15 protein-coding genes are annotated in these 16,705 nt (G+C 69.2%); 7 read left to right on the top strand and 8 right to left on the bottom strand.

The genetic code is table 11. The features are described 5' to 3' along the window. Positions 1-83: 83 nt before the first annotated feature. Together H0B43_RS16025 and H0B43_RS16020 are read left to right on the top strand one after the other, a co-directional pair. Positions 84-1,184, top strand: coding sequence for a DegT/DnrJ/EryC1/StrS aminotransferase family protein (locus H0B43_RS16025; RefSeq protein WP_185727033.1), 1,101 nt, complete (start codon positions 84-86; stop codon positions 1,182-1,184). Next, entirely contained in the window at positions 1,184-2,149 is a 966-nt protein-coding gene (locus H0B43_RS16020) for a Gfo/Idh/MocA family protein (protein WP_185727034.1), read from the top strand. The genes H0B43_RS16025 and H0B43_RS16020 overlap by 1 nt, the downstream gene beginning before the upstream one ends. Here H0B43_RS16020 and H0B43_RS16015 read toward each other — a convergent pair. After that, positions 2,139-3,095 (bottom strand): NAD(P)/FAD-dependent oxidoreductase, encoded by a 957-nt coding sequence (locus tag H0B43_RS16015; protein ID WP_185727035.1) that lies wholly within the window; start codon positions 3,093-3,095, stop codon positions 2,139-2,141. The genes H0B43_RS16020 and H0B43_RS16015 overlap by 11 nt on opposite strands. Positions 3,096-3,191: 96 nt before the next feature. Between H0B43_RS16015 and H0B43_RS16010 the strand changes: the two genes are divergently transcribed. After that, a complete protein-coding gene (locus H0B43_RS16010; protein ID WP_312033734.1) occupies positions 3,192-3,806 on the top strand; it encodes an XRE family transcriptional regulator in 615 nt (204 codons plus the stop codon). A 60-nt stretch (positions 3,807-3,866) separates the two neighbouring features. After that, positions 3,867-4,724 (top strand): SGNH/GDSL hydrolase family protein, encoded by an 858-nt coding sequence (locus H0B43_RS16005; protein WP_185727036.1) that lies wholly within the window; start codon positions 3,867-3,869, stop codon positions 4,722-4,724. Here H0B43_RS16005 and H0B43_RS16000 read toward each other — a convergent pair. Beyond that, positions 4,696-6,909 (bottom strand): hypothetical protein, encoded by a 2,214-nt coding sequence (locus H0B43_RS16000; RefSeq protein WP_185729938.1) that lies wholly within the window; start codon positions 6,907-6,909, stop codon positions 4,696-4,698. The genes H0B43_RS16005 and H0B43_RS16000 overlap by 29 nt on opposite strands. Before the next feature lie 49 nt (positions 6,910-6,958). Here H0B43_RS16000 and H0B43_RS15995 point away from each other — a divergent pair, with 49 nt between their 5' ends. The 3 genes from H0B43_RS15995 to H0B43_RS15985 all read left to right on the top strand — a co-directional run bounded on the left by H0B43_RS15995 (position 6,959) and on the right by H0B43_RS15985 (position 11,247). Then, a complete protein-coding gene (locus tag H0B43_RS15995; protein ID WP_185727037.1) occupies positions 6,959-7,756 on the top strand; it encodes a glycosyltransferase in 798 nt (265 codons plus the stop codon). A gap of 81 nt (positions 7,757-7,837) precedes the next feature. Continuing rightward, the gene (locus tag H0B43_RS15990) at positions 7,838-9,727 is read left to right on the top strand and encodes a glycosyltransferase (protein WP_185727038.1); all 1,890 of its coding nucleotides are present in this window, start codon (positions 7,838-7,840) and stop codon (positions 9,725-9,727) included. After that, on the top strand, positions 9,724-11,247 hold the full coding sequence (locus tag H0B43_RS15985) for a mannosyltransferase (protein ID WP_185727039.1): 1,524 nt from the start codon (positions 9,724-9,726) through the stop codon (positions 11,245-11,247). The genes H0B43_RS15990 and H0B43_RS15985 overlap by 4 nt, the downstream gene beginning before the upstream one ends. On the opposite strand, the gene H0B43_RS15980 is transcribed toward H0B43_RS15985, so the two are convergent. From H0B43_RS15980 to H0B43_RS15955, 6 genes are all read right to left on the bottom strand, one after another. Then, positions 11,219-12,094 carry a class I SAM-dependent methyltransferase gene (locus tag H0B43_RS15980; RefSeq protein ID WP_185727040.1) on the bottom strand — a complete coding sequence of 292 codons (876 nt, stop codon included), beginning with the start codon at positions 12,092-12,094 and terminating at the stop codon, positions 11,219-11,221. The two genes, H0B43_RS15985 and H0B43_RS15980, sit on opposite strands and share 29 nt — an antisense overlap. Positions 12,095-12,158: 64 nt before the next feature. Beyond that, positions 12,159-13,199, bottom strand: coding sequence for a ribosome small subunit-dependent GTPase A (gene rsgA, locus H0B43_RS15975; protein ID WP_213015153.1), 1,041 nt, complete (start codon positions 13,197-13,199; stop codon positions 12,159-12,161). A gap of 214 nt (positions 13,200-13,413) precedes the next feature. Beyond that, complete coding sequence (locus tag H0B43_RS15970; protein WP_185727042.1) at positions 13,414-14,325, bottom strand: glycosyltransferase; 912 nt, start codon at positions 14,323-14,325, stop codon at positions 13,414-13,416. Next, positions 14,322-15,188, bottom strand: coding sequence for an ABC transporter ATP-binding protein (locus H0B43_RS15965; protein WP_185727043.1), 867 nt, complete (start codon positions 15,186-15,188; stop codon positions 14,322-14,324). Before H0B43_RS15965 ends, H0B43_RS15970 begins: the two co-directional genes overlap by 4 nt. 8 nt (positions 15,189-15,196) lie before the next feature. Beyond that, the gene (locus tag H0B43_RS15960) at positions 15,197-16,069 is read right to left on the bottom strand and encodes an ABC transporter permease (protein WP_185727044.1); all 873 of its coding nucleotides are present in this window, start codon (positions 16,067-16,069) and stop codon (positions 15,197-15,199) included. 48 nt (positions 16,070-16,117) lie between these two features. Beyond that, positions 16,118-16,702: a bacterial proteasome activator family protein gene (locus tag H0B43_RS15955; RefSeq protein ID WP_185727045.1), complete on the bottom strand. Its 585-nt coding sequence runs from the start codon at positions 16,700-16,702 to the stop codon at positions 16,118-16,120. Positions 16,703-16,705 lie beyond the last annotated feature (3 nt).

Below are 16,705 nucleotides of genomic sequence, written 5' to 3'. Positions count from 1 at the left end.
GAGCCGTGCAGACCGTGGGAACCTTCAAGTGGTTGCAATCTGTGAAGACGGTGTGAACTGCACGTCAATCTATCGGAGGAACCGTGATCGCGATCTCGAGTATCTCCTTCGGCGAGGATGTCGAGCGCGAGGTTCTCGACACCCTCCGATCCGGGATGGTCGCCCAGGGGCCGAAGGTCGCGAGGTTCGAGGAGGGGTTCGCCGACCTCGTCGGCACCCGGCACGCGGTGGCCGTCAACAGCGGCACCACCGCACTGATCGCGGCGCTGCGGGTACTGGATCTCGCGCCCGGTGACGAGGTGCTCACCACCCCGTTCACGTTCGTGGCCACGCTGAACGCGATTCTCGACGCCGGCGCGACCGCGCGGTTCGCCGACATCGGGGAGTCCGATTTCGCGCTCGACCCCGACGTCGTGGCGCAGAGTGTCAACGACCGCACCCGGGTGCTGATGCCGGTCCACCTGTACGGGCAGACCGCCGACATGGGTGCGCTGATGCCGCTGGCCGAGTCCCGGGGACTCGCCGTGGTCGAGGACGCGGCCCAGGCGCACGGCGCCACGTTCGACGGCAAGGGTGCGGGCAGTTTCGGGCTCGGCTGCTTCTCCTTCTACGCCACGAAGAATCTCACCACCGCCGAGGGCGGCATGATCACCACCGACGACGACGCGGTGGCCGATCGGTTGCGGGTGCTGCGCAACCAGGGCATGCGACGCCGGTACGAATACGAGATGGCGGGCCAGAACTTCCGGATGACCGACCTGCAGGCCAGTCTCGGGTTGCCGCAACTGGGTTCCTATCTGCAGCAGGTGGAGTCGCGCCGCCGCAACGCCGAGGCCCTGCGGACCGGACTGAAGGACGTCGAAGGACTCGTGCTGCCCGCCGAACTCGCGGGCCGCGGGCACGTGTGGCACCAGTTCACCGTGATCCTCGCGCCGGACGCGCCGATCGACCGCGACACCCTCGCGCAGCGACTGGGCGAGCGCGGAGTCGGCAGCGGCGTCTACTACCCGAGAACCGTCTGCGAGTACGACTGCTACCGCGAGCACCCCCGGGTGATCACATCGCCCACGCCGGTCGCGACATCCGTTGCCCGCCGGTGCCTCAGCATCCCCGTCCACGCCGCGCTCTCCGCGGACGAGGTCGACCGGATCGTCGCCGCGGTCCGCGAGGCGATGGAGATGTGATGACGACGACGCGACCGCGGATCGCGCTCATCGGATCCGGCAAGATGGGTTCGCTGCACGCCCGCGTCCTCGCGCAGTCGCCGCTGTGCGAACTGGCCCTGCTCGTGGAACCGCGTGCGGAACACGGCCGGGAGATTGCCGCGCGGTTCGACACCGGATGGGCGCCGGATTTCGACGACCTGGACGGCATCGACGCCGTCGTCGTCGCGGCGGCGACACAAGCCCACTACGAGTTGGCGGGCCGCGTCCTCGACCTCGGCAAGCCGCTGCTCGTCGAAAAGCCGCTCGCCGCAACGTACGACGAGAGCACCGATCTGGTGAAACGCGCCGCCGCGACCGGGATGCCGCTGATGTGCGGCCTGCTCGAGCGGTTCAACCCGGCGGTCCGCACGGCCCGCGAGTTCGCCGGTGACGTGTGGCAGGTCAACGGAATCCGGCACTCGCCGTTCGTCTCCCGCATCCCCACGGGCGTCGCGACCGACCTGCTGATCCACGACGTCGACCTCGCAATCGGATTCGTCGGATCACCGCCCGTCGGGGTGAAAGCCGAATTCGGCTACTTCCACGACAGTTCGCGACGCAACGAGGCCGAGGACTGCGCGGAGGCGGTGCTACGTTTCGAATCCGGTGCGGTGGCCACCATCTCGGCCAGCCGGGTGAGTCACCGCAAGGTCCGGCAACTGTCGTTGCTGGAGCCGGACCGCCTGATCGAGATCGACCTCCTGCGCCGCGACATCACCATCCACAAGCACATCGACGACGACCTGCCCCCCGACCGGGACGGCTACAAGCAGCAGACGGTGATCGAGATCCCCACCCTCCGCTACAGCGAGGAACCCCTCGCCGCCCAGCTCGCTCATTACATCGGACTGATCGGCGGCGAGGGGGATGCCGACGCGGAACGCGACTCGATCCTGCCCGCGCATCGCGTGGTCCACGAGGCAACCGTGTCGGCTACCGGCTGAGCGCCCCGGCGACCGCCAGCCGGGTGTCTTCCGCGATGAGGTCGGCGTTGAGGGCCGCGGCGGCGTTCAGACCAGCTCCGGCGGCGACGATCACCTGCGCCTTCGGGTCCGCGACGTTGCCGGCCACCCACACCCCCGGTACCGCGGTGGCGCCGGTCTGATCGGCGGCGACGGCGGTGCCGATCACGTGCCCGCCCATTTCCATCTCGGTGGTGGCCAGTCCGAGGCTGTCGAGGAAGCCGGCGCGCGCCCGGAACAGCGGGGGAACCACCACGGCAGCAAGGGGGAAGACCTGACCCGTGCGCAACCGGACGCCCGTCAGCCGGTCGTCCTGGACGTCGAGTCCTGCCACCGCGCCGTCGATCACGGCCACACCCCGCGCGGCGAGTTGCTCGTACTCCTCGCCGGTGGGCTCGTTCGCGTCGTTCAGGAACAGCGTCACGTTCTCGGTCCACTGCCGCCACATCAGCGCCTGGTGCACCGCCAGCGGGCTGCCCGCCAGGACGCCGACCGGCTGGTCGCGCACCTCCCAGCCGTGGCAGTACGGGCAGTGCAGAACGTCGCGACCCCACCGCTCGGCCACCCCCGGAACCTCGGGGAGGACGTCGACGAGGCCGGTGGTGACGAGCAGTCTCCGCGCCCCGACGGTCCGGCCGTCGGCGAGCGTCACCCGGAAGTCCCCGTCCCCGCCCTTGTCGGCCGACGTGACGGTGCCGGTCACGATCTCCCCGCCGTACCCGGCGACCTCCGCGCGTCCCGCGGCCAGCAGTTCGCCGGGCGGGGTGCCCTCGCGGCCCAGGTAGTTGTGGATGTGCCCGGCCGGTGCGTTGCGTGGTTCGCCCGCATCGATCACGAGCACCGAGCGGCGGGCCCGAGACAGGGCCAGGGCTCCGCTGAGCCCGGCCGCGCCGCCACCGACGACCACTACGTCATAGCTGTCTTTCACCGCGTTCTCCTTCGTTCGTCGACCTCGTGTGGTGACACTGTCCGTCCCTCCCGGCGGATCTGGCAAGTGCATTTGCTGCTGTGGCAATATGGGGGTGTGAACGAAGACGTACCCGATCTCGACGGCGTCCTCGACGCCGTGGGGCCGCGGCTCAAAGCGCTCCGCCAGGAACGCGGCGCGACCCTCGCCCAGCTCTCCGAATCCACCGGGATCTCGGTGAGCACCCTGTCGCGGCTCGAATCCGGTCAGCGCAAACCCACTCTCGAACTGATGCTGCTGCTGGCCCGCGCCCACCAGTTGCCCCTCGACGAACTCGTCGACGCGCCCGCCACCGGCGACCCGCGCGTGCACCTGCGACCCCTCGAGCGCAACGGGACGACCATCATCCCGCTCACCCGCAGACCGGGCGGAATTCAGGCGTTCAAACACGTGATCCCGCCGGGCGATCCGAACGTCGAACCGCAACTGCAGGTCCACGAGGGGTACGAATGGCTGTACGTGCTGTCCGGCCGGTTGCGGCTGCTGCTCGGTGAGCACGACGTGATCCTGACCCCGGGGGAGGTCGCCGAGTTCGACACCCACGTCCCGCACTGGTTCGGCAACCCCGGACCGCAGCCCGTCGAAATCCTCAGCCTGTTCGGGCCGCAGGGTGAGCGGGCGCACGTGCGGACCGTCCCTCGGGGAGCGGCGGCCGACGACCGCCGTCGGTAGAATTCGTGCGGACCGGTGACCAGCGCTCCTCCGAGGCGCAGGACGTGATGGGGAGGCCCCGTGAGACGCTGGATTCTCGCTGTTCCCGTGGCGGTCGTGCTCCCGCTCGTCGCCGGCTGCTCCACCACCTCGACGTCGCCCGCGGCGCAGCCGCAACCCGAGCAGCAGTCCCCGCCGACGGTCGCGACCCTGGTGGGTTTGGGGGACTCGATTCCCGCCGGTGACGGCTGTCCCGGATGCACGCCGTTCGTCGAATTGTTCGGCGACGAACTCTCCGGCGGTGACGCCCTGCCCGTGCAGGTGGCGAACCTGGGGGTGGGGGGCTGGACCAGCACCGACCTGCTGGACTCCCTCGAATCCGGCGCGTACGACGCCGACGCCGTCCGGGACGCCGACGTCGTCACCGTCACGATCGGCGCCAACGACTTCTACGCCGAACTCGACGACTACCTGGACGGCGATTGCGGCGGCGACGACGGGCTCGGCTGTTTCGCGCCGGTGCTTCCGCAGCTGCAGACAACGCTGACGTCCGTGCTCGACCGCATCACCGAACTGCGCGACGGACAGCCGACCGCGGTACTGGTCACCGGGTACTGGGACGTCTTCCCGGACGGCGACGTGGCCCGCGGACTGTTCGGCCCGCAATTCCTCCGGGACAGTTCCGCGCTGACGTTGCGCGCCAACGACGTCATCTCGGAGGTCGCGGGGGCGGAGGGGGCCACCTACGTCGACCTGTTCGGGGTATTCAAGGGGGCGTGGGGTGACGGCGACCCCACCGGACTGCTGGCGGACGACGGCGATCACCCGAACCAGAGCGGGCACCAACGGATCGCGGACGCGCTGTCGTCCGCAGCGGTCGGGCAGTCCGGAGCCACCGAGGCGTCGGCGTTCACGCCCTCCGAGTGGTCGCCGCGCTGAGCTTCCGCCTGCGCACCACCACATCGGCGACGGTGAGGATCAGCACCACGACCGTCGCGGCGCCGAACGCGGCGACCGACAAATTCTGCCGGGGCGGCCGGAACGTCACGACCACCTCGTGGTCACCCGGCGGCACCGTCACCTCGAGCAGACCGTGCCATCCCGCGGTCGCGGGCACCGGTTCGCCGTCGACGGTGGCCGAGTAGCCGGGCCACGCGAGTCGGGCGAGCGAGACGGTGCCGCCGCTGCCCGTCACCCGCACCGTTTCCGTGGCCGGGCTCGACTCGGACGAGACCACCCGGACGCCGTCGGACGCGAACGACACCCGCCCGGGCAGGGTCAGCGGCCGGTCGCGCTGCAGCACCGTCCGGGTATCGCTCCGTTCGGTGACGTGCCAGCCGGGCGGGGGCGGCGCCGTCTCGACCTCGGGCAGCAGCGCATGCTGTACCACCAGCGTCGACACCCGCAGGTAGTCGATCAGTGGGATCGGGATGGCCGCGTTCACCGGCTGCCACAACGCCCCGTAGACACCCGGGCAGACGGCGCCGCGGTAGTCCATGCACAGTGCTTCCTGGAATTCGGTGAACCCGATTCCGGTGTACGCGTTGACGCTGCCCGCTGCGGTCGACGCCATGATCTCGTTGCCGAACAGGATCCGGCCGGCCGTGATGTCGCCCGCCGGGGTGGCGTCCAGTGCGGCGAGTTGCAGGACGGTGCCCTGATAGCGGTCCGTCTGCGCGGACAGCCGGGACGTACTGGACGGGTCGGCGCGGCTGCCGGTCTCGACGTCGTGGGTGAGGGACCACACCTGCGCGGCGGTCACCGCCGCCGTTCCCAGAACGAGGGCGGCGACGAGACCGCTCCGGCCTGCGCGCCCGGCGAAGTATGCGATCGCGCACAGCGCGGCGATGAGGAGCGCGAACAGCGCGTGCCGACCGGTCAGCGCCGGTGAGGACGAGAACGCCAGATAGAAGCCCAGCGCGATCAGCACCGCCGACGCCGTCGCCCGGCGACACACCCGGTCGCGGGCCACGCCCAGCGACAGCGCCAGGGACAGGCCGATCAGCACGCAGAGGTACAGGTACTCGACCAACCGGATCGGCCACCGGAACATCCCGACATTCGACGGTCCGAACGTGAAGAGAAAGTAGACGACGGTGATCACACCGAGGCTGATCAGCTGCCGCCCGTGCGTGCGGCGGAACCCCGGCGACGCGAACAGGGCGCGGATCCGCCCCCACGGCAGCCACGGCAGCAGCGGCAGCACGAACCAGGCGAGGTAGAGCGACGGGATGACCTCGACGGGGCCGCCGAACGTCATGATCACCGGGAGGTAGGACGGGCTGCTCATCGCCGCGAGTCCGCCGAGTTGCGGCTGCAGGAACGTGTCGTTGAAGATGCCGGTGCTGCCGGCGCGGGTGGTCACGTCGACGCTGAGGAACAGCGGCAGATACGTCACGAGCGCGGCGGTGCCCGCGCACGCGCCGGTGATCACCAGCACGAGCAGGCGGAAGAACTCCCGCTGGACGAGGAGACCGATCCCGAGTCCCAGCAGCACCACCACGGCGCCGAGCGCGGCGTACGGGTTGCCCATGCTCACCGTCAGCGCGCCGATCAGGAACGTGACCAGCGCGGGCGTGCGACCGCGGGACAGGCGCAGCGCCGACCACCAGAACAGCGTCACCCACGCGACCGCCATCATCCCGGACGGCCAGCCGCCCGCCTCGTAGAACAGGGTGAAACCGCTGAACGGGATCGTCAGTCCGGCGAGGATCGCGGGACCGCGGCGGGCACCGTATTCACGGCACAGCAGGTAGGTCGCGAGGGCGAACAGCGCGAGGAATTCGGTCATGATCACGAATGCGGCGACGGACAGGTCCTCGAATTTCGCGGTCAGCGTGTAATTGGCGAGGTTGACGGGGTTGTAGAGACCGTAGGCCGCCTCGCCGGCGTAGTTGCCGCCGATCCACGCGTCCGGGTTGACGGCGAGCCACCGCCCGGCCAGGAGTTCCGTCCCGATCCGGTGCCAGGACGGCACGAACGACTCCAGCATGTCGCCGGCGTAGTAGAAGCGGTTGTCCACGATCCGGGGAATCGTCGCAATGGCCGCGGCGGCCACCGCGACGGCCAGTGCCACCGTCCACTCGGGAACGCCGCGTATCGATCGGGTGACGGTCGAGGACACGGACGCGGAGGGTGCCACGGGTTCCGAGCCTACGAGTTAGGCTGCGCCCGTGCGCCTTTTCGGTTGTTCCCACGACCAGAACGGCGCACGGGCGCCGAAGGCGCTCTCCGTCGTCATCCCCGCCTACAACTCCGCCGCGGTCATCGAGCAGACCGTCCGCCGGGTGGCCGACCGCCTCGCCGGAGACGACGTCGAGATCATTGTCGTGGAGAACGGCTCCACCGACGGCACCGCGGACCTCTGCGCCCGCCTCGCCGCCGGGTGGGCGGCCGGGCCGGTCACGCTCACCGTCCTGCAGAGCGAGAAGGGGATGGGCAACGCGTTGCGGGCCGGAGCAGAGGCGAGTCGCGGCGCGCACGTGCTGCTGACCGCCGACGACCTGCCGTTCGGATTCGACGACCTCGACGGCGCCGAGCGACTCGCCTCCGACGGCCGGCTGCCCCGGGTCGTGATCGGGTCCAAGGCCCACCCCGACTCACAGGTGCGGCGCGGTGCCCTCCGAGGAACTCTCACCTGGGGATTCTCCGCGATGCGGCGGGTCGTCCTCGGGATGCGCACCGGCGACCCGCAGGGCACCGTCCTCATGGACGGCGACCTGATCCGCGAACTGGTTCCCGGCCTCGTCGAGCCCGGGTTCCTGTTCACCACCGAACTCGTCTACCTGGCGGAGCGGTCCGGCATCGTGCCGGTCGAAGTTCCGGTGCGTCTGAGCGACGACCACGACAGCCACGAAACCCGCATATCCAGGGCCGATGTGCTGGCGATGGGGGTGGGGCTGTTCCGGTTGCGGGCCCGTCACCGGGACGGGGGTCGCCTCGCACGGTCGGGGAGCGCGTCGCGAGGTTGATACCCTGCGAACCGAGAAGAGGATCGTGCCGTCGCCGTGGTGCGGTCCAGCCCACCTCTCGCGGGGAACAGTAGGAGCACTATGAACGAGTCTGCGTCGGTAGCACCTGTGGACGGGAGCACGGCCGCGGTCCGGAGTGCTCTCACCGAGCATCGCGCACCTGATCGGCTCGTGGTGGCGCGAGGTCTCTTCACGGGACCGACCACCCGGGTCAAGGACGATCTGTACGCCAGGATCGTCAAGGGTCGCGCGCACCGCGAGCGCCACGTCGTGCACCTCGAGAAGGGCGCGACGGTCGACACCGACACCTACTTCGGCCGGTTCGCCGCCAGCTACTACCAGCGGTGGACGACGGTCACCGACGTGACGGTCGCGTTCCGCCACGAGGCCGACGGTCGCGCCGTGGTGGCGCTCCGGGGCTCGGATTCGGGCGGCAACTCCCGCATCCTGAGCACGACGGAGATCGACGGCTCCGGCACGGCGACACTGTCCGCGAAGCTCGACGCCTACCTCGACGGCGGCTCCCTGTGGGTCGAGTTCACCGCAGTCGACGGCCCCCTCGACGTGAGTGAACTGGAATGGACCGTCGCCGCACCGTCGGTGATCCGTCCCGCCGCCATCGCGATCTGCACGTTCAACCGCGCCGACGACTGCGCCGAGACCGTCGCCGCCATCGCGAACGATCCGACGATGGCCGCGGGCATCGACGCCGTGTACGTCGTCGACCAGGGCAGCGACCACGTATCGGACCGGGAGCGGTTCACCGACGTCGCCGAGATCCTGGGCGACAAACTGGTGTACCTGCGACAGCCGAATCTCGGCGGTGCCGGCGGATTCACCCGCGGGATGTACGAGGTGTCGGGCATCAACGAGCACGCCAACCTGATCCTGATGGACGACGACATCCTGTGCGAGCCGGAGTCGATCCTGCGGATGAACGCGTTCGCCAACGTCACCTCCGAGCCGACGCTCGTGGGCGCGCAGATGCTGTACCTGATGAACCCGGAGCACCTGCACGTCAGCGCCGAGGAAGCGGACCTGTCGAAGCTGAAGGCGGGCCGCTGGGCGGCCGGATCGCGGCACGACATCAACCTGCTCAAGAAGAAGCAGCACAAGCGCGTCGACGCCGGCTACAACGCGTGGTGGTCGTGCCTGATCCCCGCCGAGGTGGTCGCGCAGATCGGGCTCCCGCTGCCGATGTTCTTCCAGTGGGACGACATCGAGTACGGCATCCGTGCCCGCGCAGCCGGATTCGTCACGGTCACCCTGCCCAACGCCGGCGTGTGGCACGCGGACTTCCATTGGAAGGACCGCGACGACTGGGCCAAGTACTTCAGCATCCGCAACTCGCTGATCGCGGCCGCGCTGCACAGCGACTTCGACGCCAAGTCGCTGAGCAAGTTGATGACGCGGGAGATCACGCAGTACCTGGTGTCGATGCAGTACGGGTTGGCGTACACCATGATTCGCGGCATCGAGGACTTCCTCGAGGGGCCGGAGGTTCTCGAGGACGGCGGTCAGGCCGTGCTCGCGTCGATCCGGGAAGAGCGCAAGCGGTTCCCGGAAACCGTCAAGCACCCGGCGACGAACATCCCCGGTATCCGGAACTCCGACCTCGTCACCCGGCACGCGGGTTTCCAGCCGGACAAGAGCAAGATCGACCTGGTCCTCGCCAAGCGCGCCGCCTATCAGTGGCTCGGCCGCACCCAGCACGGTGTGGCGAGTATCCCTGTGGCCGAGGCGCACTGGTGGCATGTGTCGCTGTTCGACACCGCCGTCATCACCGACGCCTCCCAGTCGGGAGTACGGGTGCGCCGCCGCGACAAGGAGACCGCCCGCGAACTCACGGCACGGACGGCCAAGCTGATGAAGCGGTTCCGCGACGACGCGGCATCGACGCAGCGCCGGTACCGGGACGCGTTGCCGCAGCTCACCAGTCGAGAGAACTGGGCCCGCCTCTACGGTAAGTGACGGTGACCGGACCGCTTCCTGTCCGCGATGCGCGTGGGCTGCTCCGGGATTCGTCCCTAGTCTTCGCGCTCGGTGTGGTGCTCGGGGCGGCGTGGAGCTGGCGGCCGTCGTTCTGGTACGACGAGGTCGCGACGCTGTATTCGAGTCAGAGGTCCCGGCCGGACCTGTCGAATCTTCTCGGCCACATCGATGCCGTGCACGGCCTGTATTACGTCGGGATGCGGTACTGGTTCGAGCTGTTCGGGGCGTCGGAGTTCTCGGCGCGGTTCCCGAGCGCCCTGGCTGCGGGCGCGGCGGGGGCCGGGGTGGTGGTGCTCGGTGCGATGATCGCCACCCGGCCGGTGGCGGTGCTGTCGGGCACCCTGTTCGTGCTGCTGCCCAGCGTCACGTGGGCGGCGGTCGAGGCCCGTGGATACGCGGCCACCGCGGCGGCCGCGGTCTGGCTGACCGTGATTCTCCTTGCCGCCCTGCGGTTCCGGCGCTGGTGGTTGTGGTCGCTGTACGCCGTCGGCCTGGCCGTGTCGATCGTGTTGTTCGTCTACCTGATCACCCTCGCTCCCGCGCACCTGCTGACGATTCTGCTGCTGCGCGAGGCCCGGCGGTCCTGGCTCGGCTGGACGTCGGCCACGGCCGCGGGTGTGGTGGCCGCGGCGCCGTTCGTGGCGTTGGTGCGCCGGGAATCCGTCCAGGTGGCCTGGATCCCGCCGCTCGGCGACCACCTGCCGCGGGCCGTGGCCGAGTACCAGTGGTTCGTCGGTGCACCGTGGTTCGCCGTGCTGTTCGCCGTGCTCGTCGTCGCCGGGTCGGTGGCGCTGGTGCGCGGCCGCCGGCCGCCGCCGGCGCTGTCCGTCGCGCTGCCGTGGGTCGCGGTGCCGATGGCGGCGCTGCTCGCGTACTCGCTCCTGCGCAGCCCGGTGTACCTCCCGCGCTACTTCACGTTCACCACGCCCGCGGTGGCCCTCGTCGGCGGACTGTGCCTGGCCGCCCTGACCCGGAAGTGGTGGCAGACCGCCACGGTGCTGGCGGTGTTCGCCGTGGTGGCGTCGCCGGCCTACGTCGCGCAGCGTGCGCAGTGGGCGAAACCCAGCGGCATGGACTTCAGCACCGTCAACGGTTTCGCCGGCGAGCACCTCCACACCGGCGACTGCGTGCTGTTCGACACCCCGGCCTGGATCCCCACGTCGCTGCGGCTGGTGAAGAACGTCCGGCCGGAGGCCTTCGACGGCACCCGCGACATCGGACTCGGGACCACGGCCGCGAGCCGGGGGTCGCTGTGGGACGACCAGCTCGCCGTCCCGGATGTCGCGGGCGCACTCGGCTCGTGCTCGGTGGTCTGGTACTTCACCGACTACGAACGCGACACCGAGCGGATCATCCGGCACACGTCCAACGAGGTGTGGACGCTGCCGCCGTACCACTTCGAGGACACCGAGGCGTTCGCGGCGCTCACCCGGTCGGGGCTGCGGATCGACGAACGCCGCACGTTCAACGTCACTCAGGCCGTGAAGCTGGTGCGGTGATCCGGACCACCACCTGTTCGTGGTTGGCGGTGTAGCTCAGGTACTCGTAGCCGATCCCGGTGCGGTCGACGAATTCCGTCCACGCCCGGTACTCGTGCTCCTGCCACCCGGGGAAGTTGAAGAACTCGTCGAACACGATCACCGTGCCCGCGACCAGCCGGTGCCCGATCCGATCGAGCACCGATTTCGTGGACGAGTACAGGTCCGCGTCGAGGTGCACGAACGACACCGGGCCCGGGTGCTCGTCGAGGAAACCCGACAGCGTGTCCTCGAACAGCCCGGGGACCAGTTGGGCGCCGCGCACCTGCGGCAGGTTGTCCTGCGCGAACTCGCCGGCCGGGAATCCGGTGCGCCACGTCTGCGGCAGACCCGAGAACACATCGAATCCGAACACCTCGTGCCCGGCGTCCTTCAACTCCTCGACGATGATGCGGAGTGTCGCGCCCGCCGCCACCCCGAATTCGAGGGCCAGCCCCTCGACCTCCACCTGGGACAGGCCGTACCGCAGCGTGTCCTGCGGATGCCAGAACACGGGCGCCTTCGGCATGTGCTCGAGCACGAACGCGGCGGCCTGATTGGTGGCCCGCACGTCGAGGGCCTGGGTGATGTCGCGGCGGGCCTGCTGCTCGAGTTCGCCGAGCCGCTGCTGGACGTCGGAGATCTCCATGCGGGCATCCGACAGTTCGGACAGCACCCGCGCGAGTTCCTGGTTGGTCGCACTCAGCTCGGCCAGCGTCTGGTCGTGCTGGTTCTCGGTGAGTTCGCGGGACCGCCGATCCGACTCGGCTACCACCTCGGACATGGCACGTTGCAGCTTGAGACGGGCCTTTCTCCGAAGATCGAACATGATTCCATCGTGCCAGCCGCATCCCGGCTCAGGGAGTGAACCGGGATGCGGGCAGGCGGTCCGGTCAGTGGCCGCGGCTGCGGTACATCTGCCGTTGCCAGCGGCTGATGGTCTTCCATTCCCGCTCGCGTTCGGCCCTCAGCCGCGCGTCGGAGCGCGACGCGATCCACCCGTTCTCGCGAATCAGCTTGCGGTAGCTGGCAAGCCTGCGCTCGGGTAACTCGCCGCGTGCCACCGCGTCGAGGACCGCGCACCCGGGTTCGGTGTCGTGCGAACAGTCCGCGAACCGGCACTGCCGCGCGAATTCGTCGATCTCGGGGAACGCCTTGTCGATCCCGTCGGCCGCGTCCCACATGCCGACACCCCGCAGCCCCGGTGTGTCGATCAGGGTGCCGCCGCCGGGCAGCGGCAGCAGTTCACGGTGCGCCGTCGTGTGACGTCCCTTGTGGTCGCCGTCGCGGACGCGTCCGGTGGCCAGCCGGTCTTCGCCGAGCAACGCGTTCGCGAGCGTCGACTTGCCCGCGCCCGACGGTCCGATGAGGGCGACCGTCCCGTCGGTCACGGCGGTGAGGACGTCGATGCCGTCCCCGGTTTCGGCGCTCACCGCGAGCACGGTCGCGCCCGGCGCCACCGCTGCCACCTCCGCGGTCGCGAGGGAATCGTAGTGCACGGTATCGGATTTGGTGAGAGCGACCACCGGCTGGGCGCCGCTCTCCCAGGCCAGGGCCAGCAGGCGTTCGATGCGCCCGAGATCGAGGGCGGTGTCGAGTGCGGCGGCGATCACCACCGTGTCGACGTTGGCCGCGAGCACCTGGCCCTCGGACCGCCCCGACGCGGACGACCGGACGATCGCGCTGCGCCGGGGGAGCAGATCGGCAACGGCGATCTCGTCGCCGAGACGGTGGAGCGTCACCCAGTCGCCCGTGCACAGGGTGTGCTCGCCGGCGAGAGCGCGGACGAGACCGCTGGGGGCGGCGACGTCGCACCGGCCGCGGTCCACACGGATCACCCGCCCGGGTTCGCGACCGTCGGTCGGGTATTTGTCGAAGGAGTCGGAAATTGTGTCGTTCCAGCCGTAGGGCAGGAGTGGTCCGGGGTCGAACATGGTGGATGTGATCCTCGGGTCGATGAGCGCCGACCGGACCACTGCGCGGGTTCGGTCAGGCGAGGGGGAAGGGGGAGCGGACGCACACGGCGTCGGCCGACGAGACCGTCATCGGACACTCACTCCTTCACACACATCGGGATCGAGACACCGAGGGATCATTCGATCGGAACTCCCCGATGCTCCCACCGGGCGGAACCCGGGCGCAACCGAATTACGGCCGCTCGAACCTCTCCTGGCGGCCCAGCTTGCGCAGTCGTATCCACTCCCGCAGACCCTGCGGATCACGCCGCGTGACGAGGAAATACCACCCGAACCGCACCCATTCCTGCGGCAGCAGTTTCCGCATGCCCGGCTGGGACAGCAGATAACCCCGGTTGCGGTAGGTGAAGAAGCGTTTCGTCTCGTTGTCCGGGTACTGCGTGTGCATGCGGCCACCGAGGATCGGCTTGAACTCCTCCGCACCATTCGGATGCACGTACGCCGTCTGCAGGCAGGTACCGAACGGCAGCCCCGAACGCACCAGCCGGCGATGCACCTCCACCTCGTCGCCGCGGACGAACAGCCGCAGGTCGGGGACGCCGACCGTGTCGATCGCCGACGCCCGGAACAGGGCGCCGTTGAACAGGGACGCGATGCCCGGGAGCAGGTCGGCGGAGTCGTCACCGTCGGCGAACAGTTCGGAGCGCAGTCGTCGCCACTCCACACCGCGGCGCAGTGGGAACGCGAGACGGTCGGGGTCGTCGATGTCGCAGACCACGGGGGAGACTTCCGCCAGCCCGTGCCGCTGCGCGCAGTCGAGCAGCGTCTCCAGGACCTTCGGTCCCTCGGGTCTGCCGTCGTCGTCGGCGAGCCACACCCAGTCGGCGCCGAGCGAGAGGGCATACAGAATCCCCAGGGCGAAGCCGCCCGCCCCGCCGAGGTTGTGCTGCGAACCGAGATAGCTGACGGGAATCCCGGACGATTCGACGAGCGCGCGCACATCGTCCTCGGCGGCGTTGTCGACGACCACCAGATGGTCCAGCGGACGCGACTGGGAGCCGAGCACCTTCAGCGATTCCGCCAGCAGTTCGCGGCGTTTGTGGGTGACGACGACGCCGACGATCCGCTCGGCAGGAGCGCTCACGCGGACTCCGCCTCGGCTTCCGCGGTCGTACGGGCGTCCCGTCCGGCCGAGGAGCCGAGCCCGGACTTCTCCCGGTCCATCTCGTAGATGACGTGCCGGACGTGGTCGGCGGCGTCGTCACCCTCGTACGCGCGGACGACGTCCTCGATGCCGCCCTGCTGCCGGATCCGGCCGTGATCGATCCACATGGCCGTGTCGCACAGCTGGGCGAGGAACTCGTTGGAGTGGCTGGCGAATACCAGGATGCCGGAGCGTTCCACGAGGGCCTGCAGACGCACGCGCGCCTTCTTCATGAACTCCGCGTCGACGGCGCCGATGCCCTCGTCGAGCAGCAGAATCTCCGGGTCGATGCTGGTGACCACGCCCATCGCGACGCGCACCCGCATACCGGTGGAGTACGTGCGCAGCGGCATCGACAGGTACTCGCCCAGCTCGGTGAACTCGGCGATCTCGTCCATCTTCGCGAGCATCTGCTTACGGGTCTGCCCCAGGAACAGGCCGCGGATGATGATGTTCTCGTAGCCGGAGATCTCGGGGTCCATGCCCACGCCGAGATCGAAGACGGGGGCCACCCGGCCGCGGATGCTCGCGCTGCCGCGGGTGGGCTCGTAGATGCCGGACAGCAGCCGCAGCAGCGTCGACTTGCCCGCGCCGTTGTGGCCGACCAGGCCGATCCGGTCGCCTTCCTTCAGCGACAGGTTGATGTCGCGCAGGGCCTCGACCACCACGACGTCCGAATTGTTGCGCCCGATGGAACCGCCGGCCTTGCCGAGGAACGCCTTCTTCAGCGACCGGGACTTGGCGTCGAAGATCGGAAAGTCGACGCAGGCGTCCCGCGTCTCGATGCTCACATGCTCTGTCATGGTGACCCCTAAACCCAGTAGGGCACGCGGGCCCGGTACTTGCGAAGCGCGAGGATGGCGGCGGTCCACCCGACGGCGGTGATGGCCAGCACGATGTACCAGTGGTACGCCTGCTGGTCCTGCCCGATCATGGGTGCGCGCACGATGTCGAGGTAGTGGAACAGCGGGTTCAGCTCTGCGAGCTTGACGCGCTCGGCGGCCTGACCGCCCTGCGCCTCGAGGCTCTGCGTGGTCCACATGATCGGCGTCAGCACGAACAGCAGCAGTGTCATGCTGCCGAGGATCGGCGCGATGTCCCGGTACCGGGTGGAGAAGATGCCGAACATGATCGACACCCACGCGGCGTTGACGACGATCAGCCCGATCGCGGGGATCGCGGCCAGCGACATCCAGGTCAGGTGCCGCCACACCCCGAACACGAACAGCATGATCACGTAGATCACGAGGTTGTGGGCGAACAGCAGCAGTTGCCGCCACACCAGCCGGTACACGTGGACGCTCAGCGCCGACGGCAGCTGTTTGATCAGCCCTTCGTTGGCGATGAACACCTCGGACCCCTCGAGGATGCTCGCGCTGATCAGGTTCCAGACGATCAGCCCCACGGTGACGTACGGCAGGAACTCGTCCAGCGGGATGTCCAGCAGGGCGGAGTACAGGATGCCCATCGCCGCAGCCTGCACGCCGGTCGCGATCGTGATCCAGAACGGACCGATCACCGACCGGCGGTAGCGCTGCTTGATGTCCTGCCAGCCGAGGCTCAGCCACAGCTCGCGCTGAGCGAAGCCGTCCCTGAGGTCCTTGAACGCGCGACGGAAGGTCTGCGAATCGGACGCCGGGAGCGGGCCGCCTGCGGCCTCGGTTTCGATAGCGGATGCTGACACGGGCACCGAGCCTACCGGGAGTCGAGTTCCATGCTGTTTTGCCCGTTGCTACAGGTACTGGCCCGTACCGCTCGACTGCGACCCCGACTCGTGGTTGTGCTGCCCGTGCGGGTTGCCCATGCTGAGGCCCGGAGGCAGCGCGCCCTGACGCATCTGCTCGAGCTGGGAGCGGGCCGCCATCTGCTGGGCGAACAGGGCCGTCTGGATGCCGTGGAACAGTCCTTCGAGCCACCCGACCAGCTGCGCCTGCGCGATGCGGAGTTCGGCGTCGGTCGGGACGGTGTCGTCGGTGAAGGGAAGCGTGAGGCGTTCGAGTTCGTCGCGCAGTTCGGGGGCGAGGCCCTGTTCGAGCTCGTGGATCGACGACTCGTGGATCTGCCGCAACCGGTTGCGGCTGGCGTCGTCGAGCGGCGCGGCGCGCACTTCTTCGAGGAGCTGCTTGATCATGGTGCCGATGCGCATGACCTTGGCCGGCTGCTCCACCATGTCGGCCACCGATTCGGTGCCGTTCCCGTTCGTGTCTCCGGCGGTTTCGGGGTCTTCGGATTTGCTCGCGGCCTCGGCGACGGGGATCGCCATGGGTTGACCGTCGGGGCCGATCACGACTACGTGTTCATTCTCCGAGTTCGTCATGCC

The organism is Rhodococcus sp. 4CII (assembly GCF_014256275.1).
GTDB classification, from domain to species: domain Bacteria; phylum Actinomycetota; class Actinomycetes; order Mycobacteriales; family Mycobacteriaceae; genus Rhodococcus_F; species Rhodococcus_F wratislaviensis_A.
Note: the sequence above shows the minus strand (reverse complement) of the source record. Positions and strands in the feature narration are given on the sequence as shown.

Bases quoted from the DNA above. Each gene is read 5' to 3' on its own strand.
- H0B43_RS16020 (WP_185727034.1), top strand. From the start codon at position 1,184: ATGACGACGACGCGACCGCGGATCGCGCTCATCGGATCCGGCAAGATG.
- H0B43_RS15990 (WP_185727038.1), top strand. From the start codon at position 7,838: ATGAACGAGTCTGCGTCGGTAGCACCTGTGGACGGGAGCACGGCCGCG.
- H0B43_RS15980 (WP_185727040.1), bottom strand. From the start codon at position 12,094: ATGTTCGATCTTCGGAGAAAGGCCCGTCTCAAGCTGCAACGTGCCATG.
- rsgA (WP_213015153.1), bottom strand. From the start codon at position 13,199: ATGTTCGACCCCGGACCACTCCTGCCCTACGGCTGGAACGACACAATT.
- H0B43_RS15965 (WP_185727043.1), bottom strand. From the start codon at position 15,188: ATGACAGAGCATGTGAGCATCGAGACGCGGGACGCCTGCGTCGACTTT.
- H0B43_RS15955 (WP_185727045.1), bottom strand. From the start codon at position 16,702: ATGACGAACTCGGAGAATGAACACGTAGTCGTGATCGGCCCCGACGGT.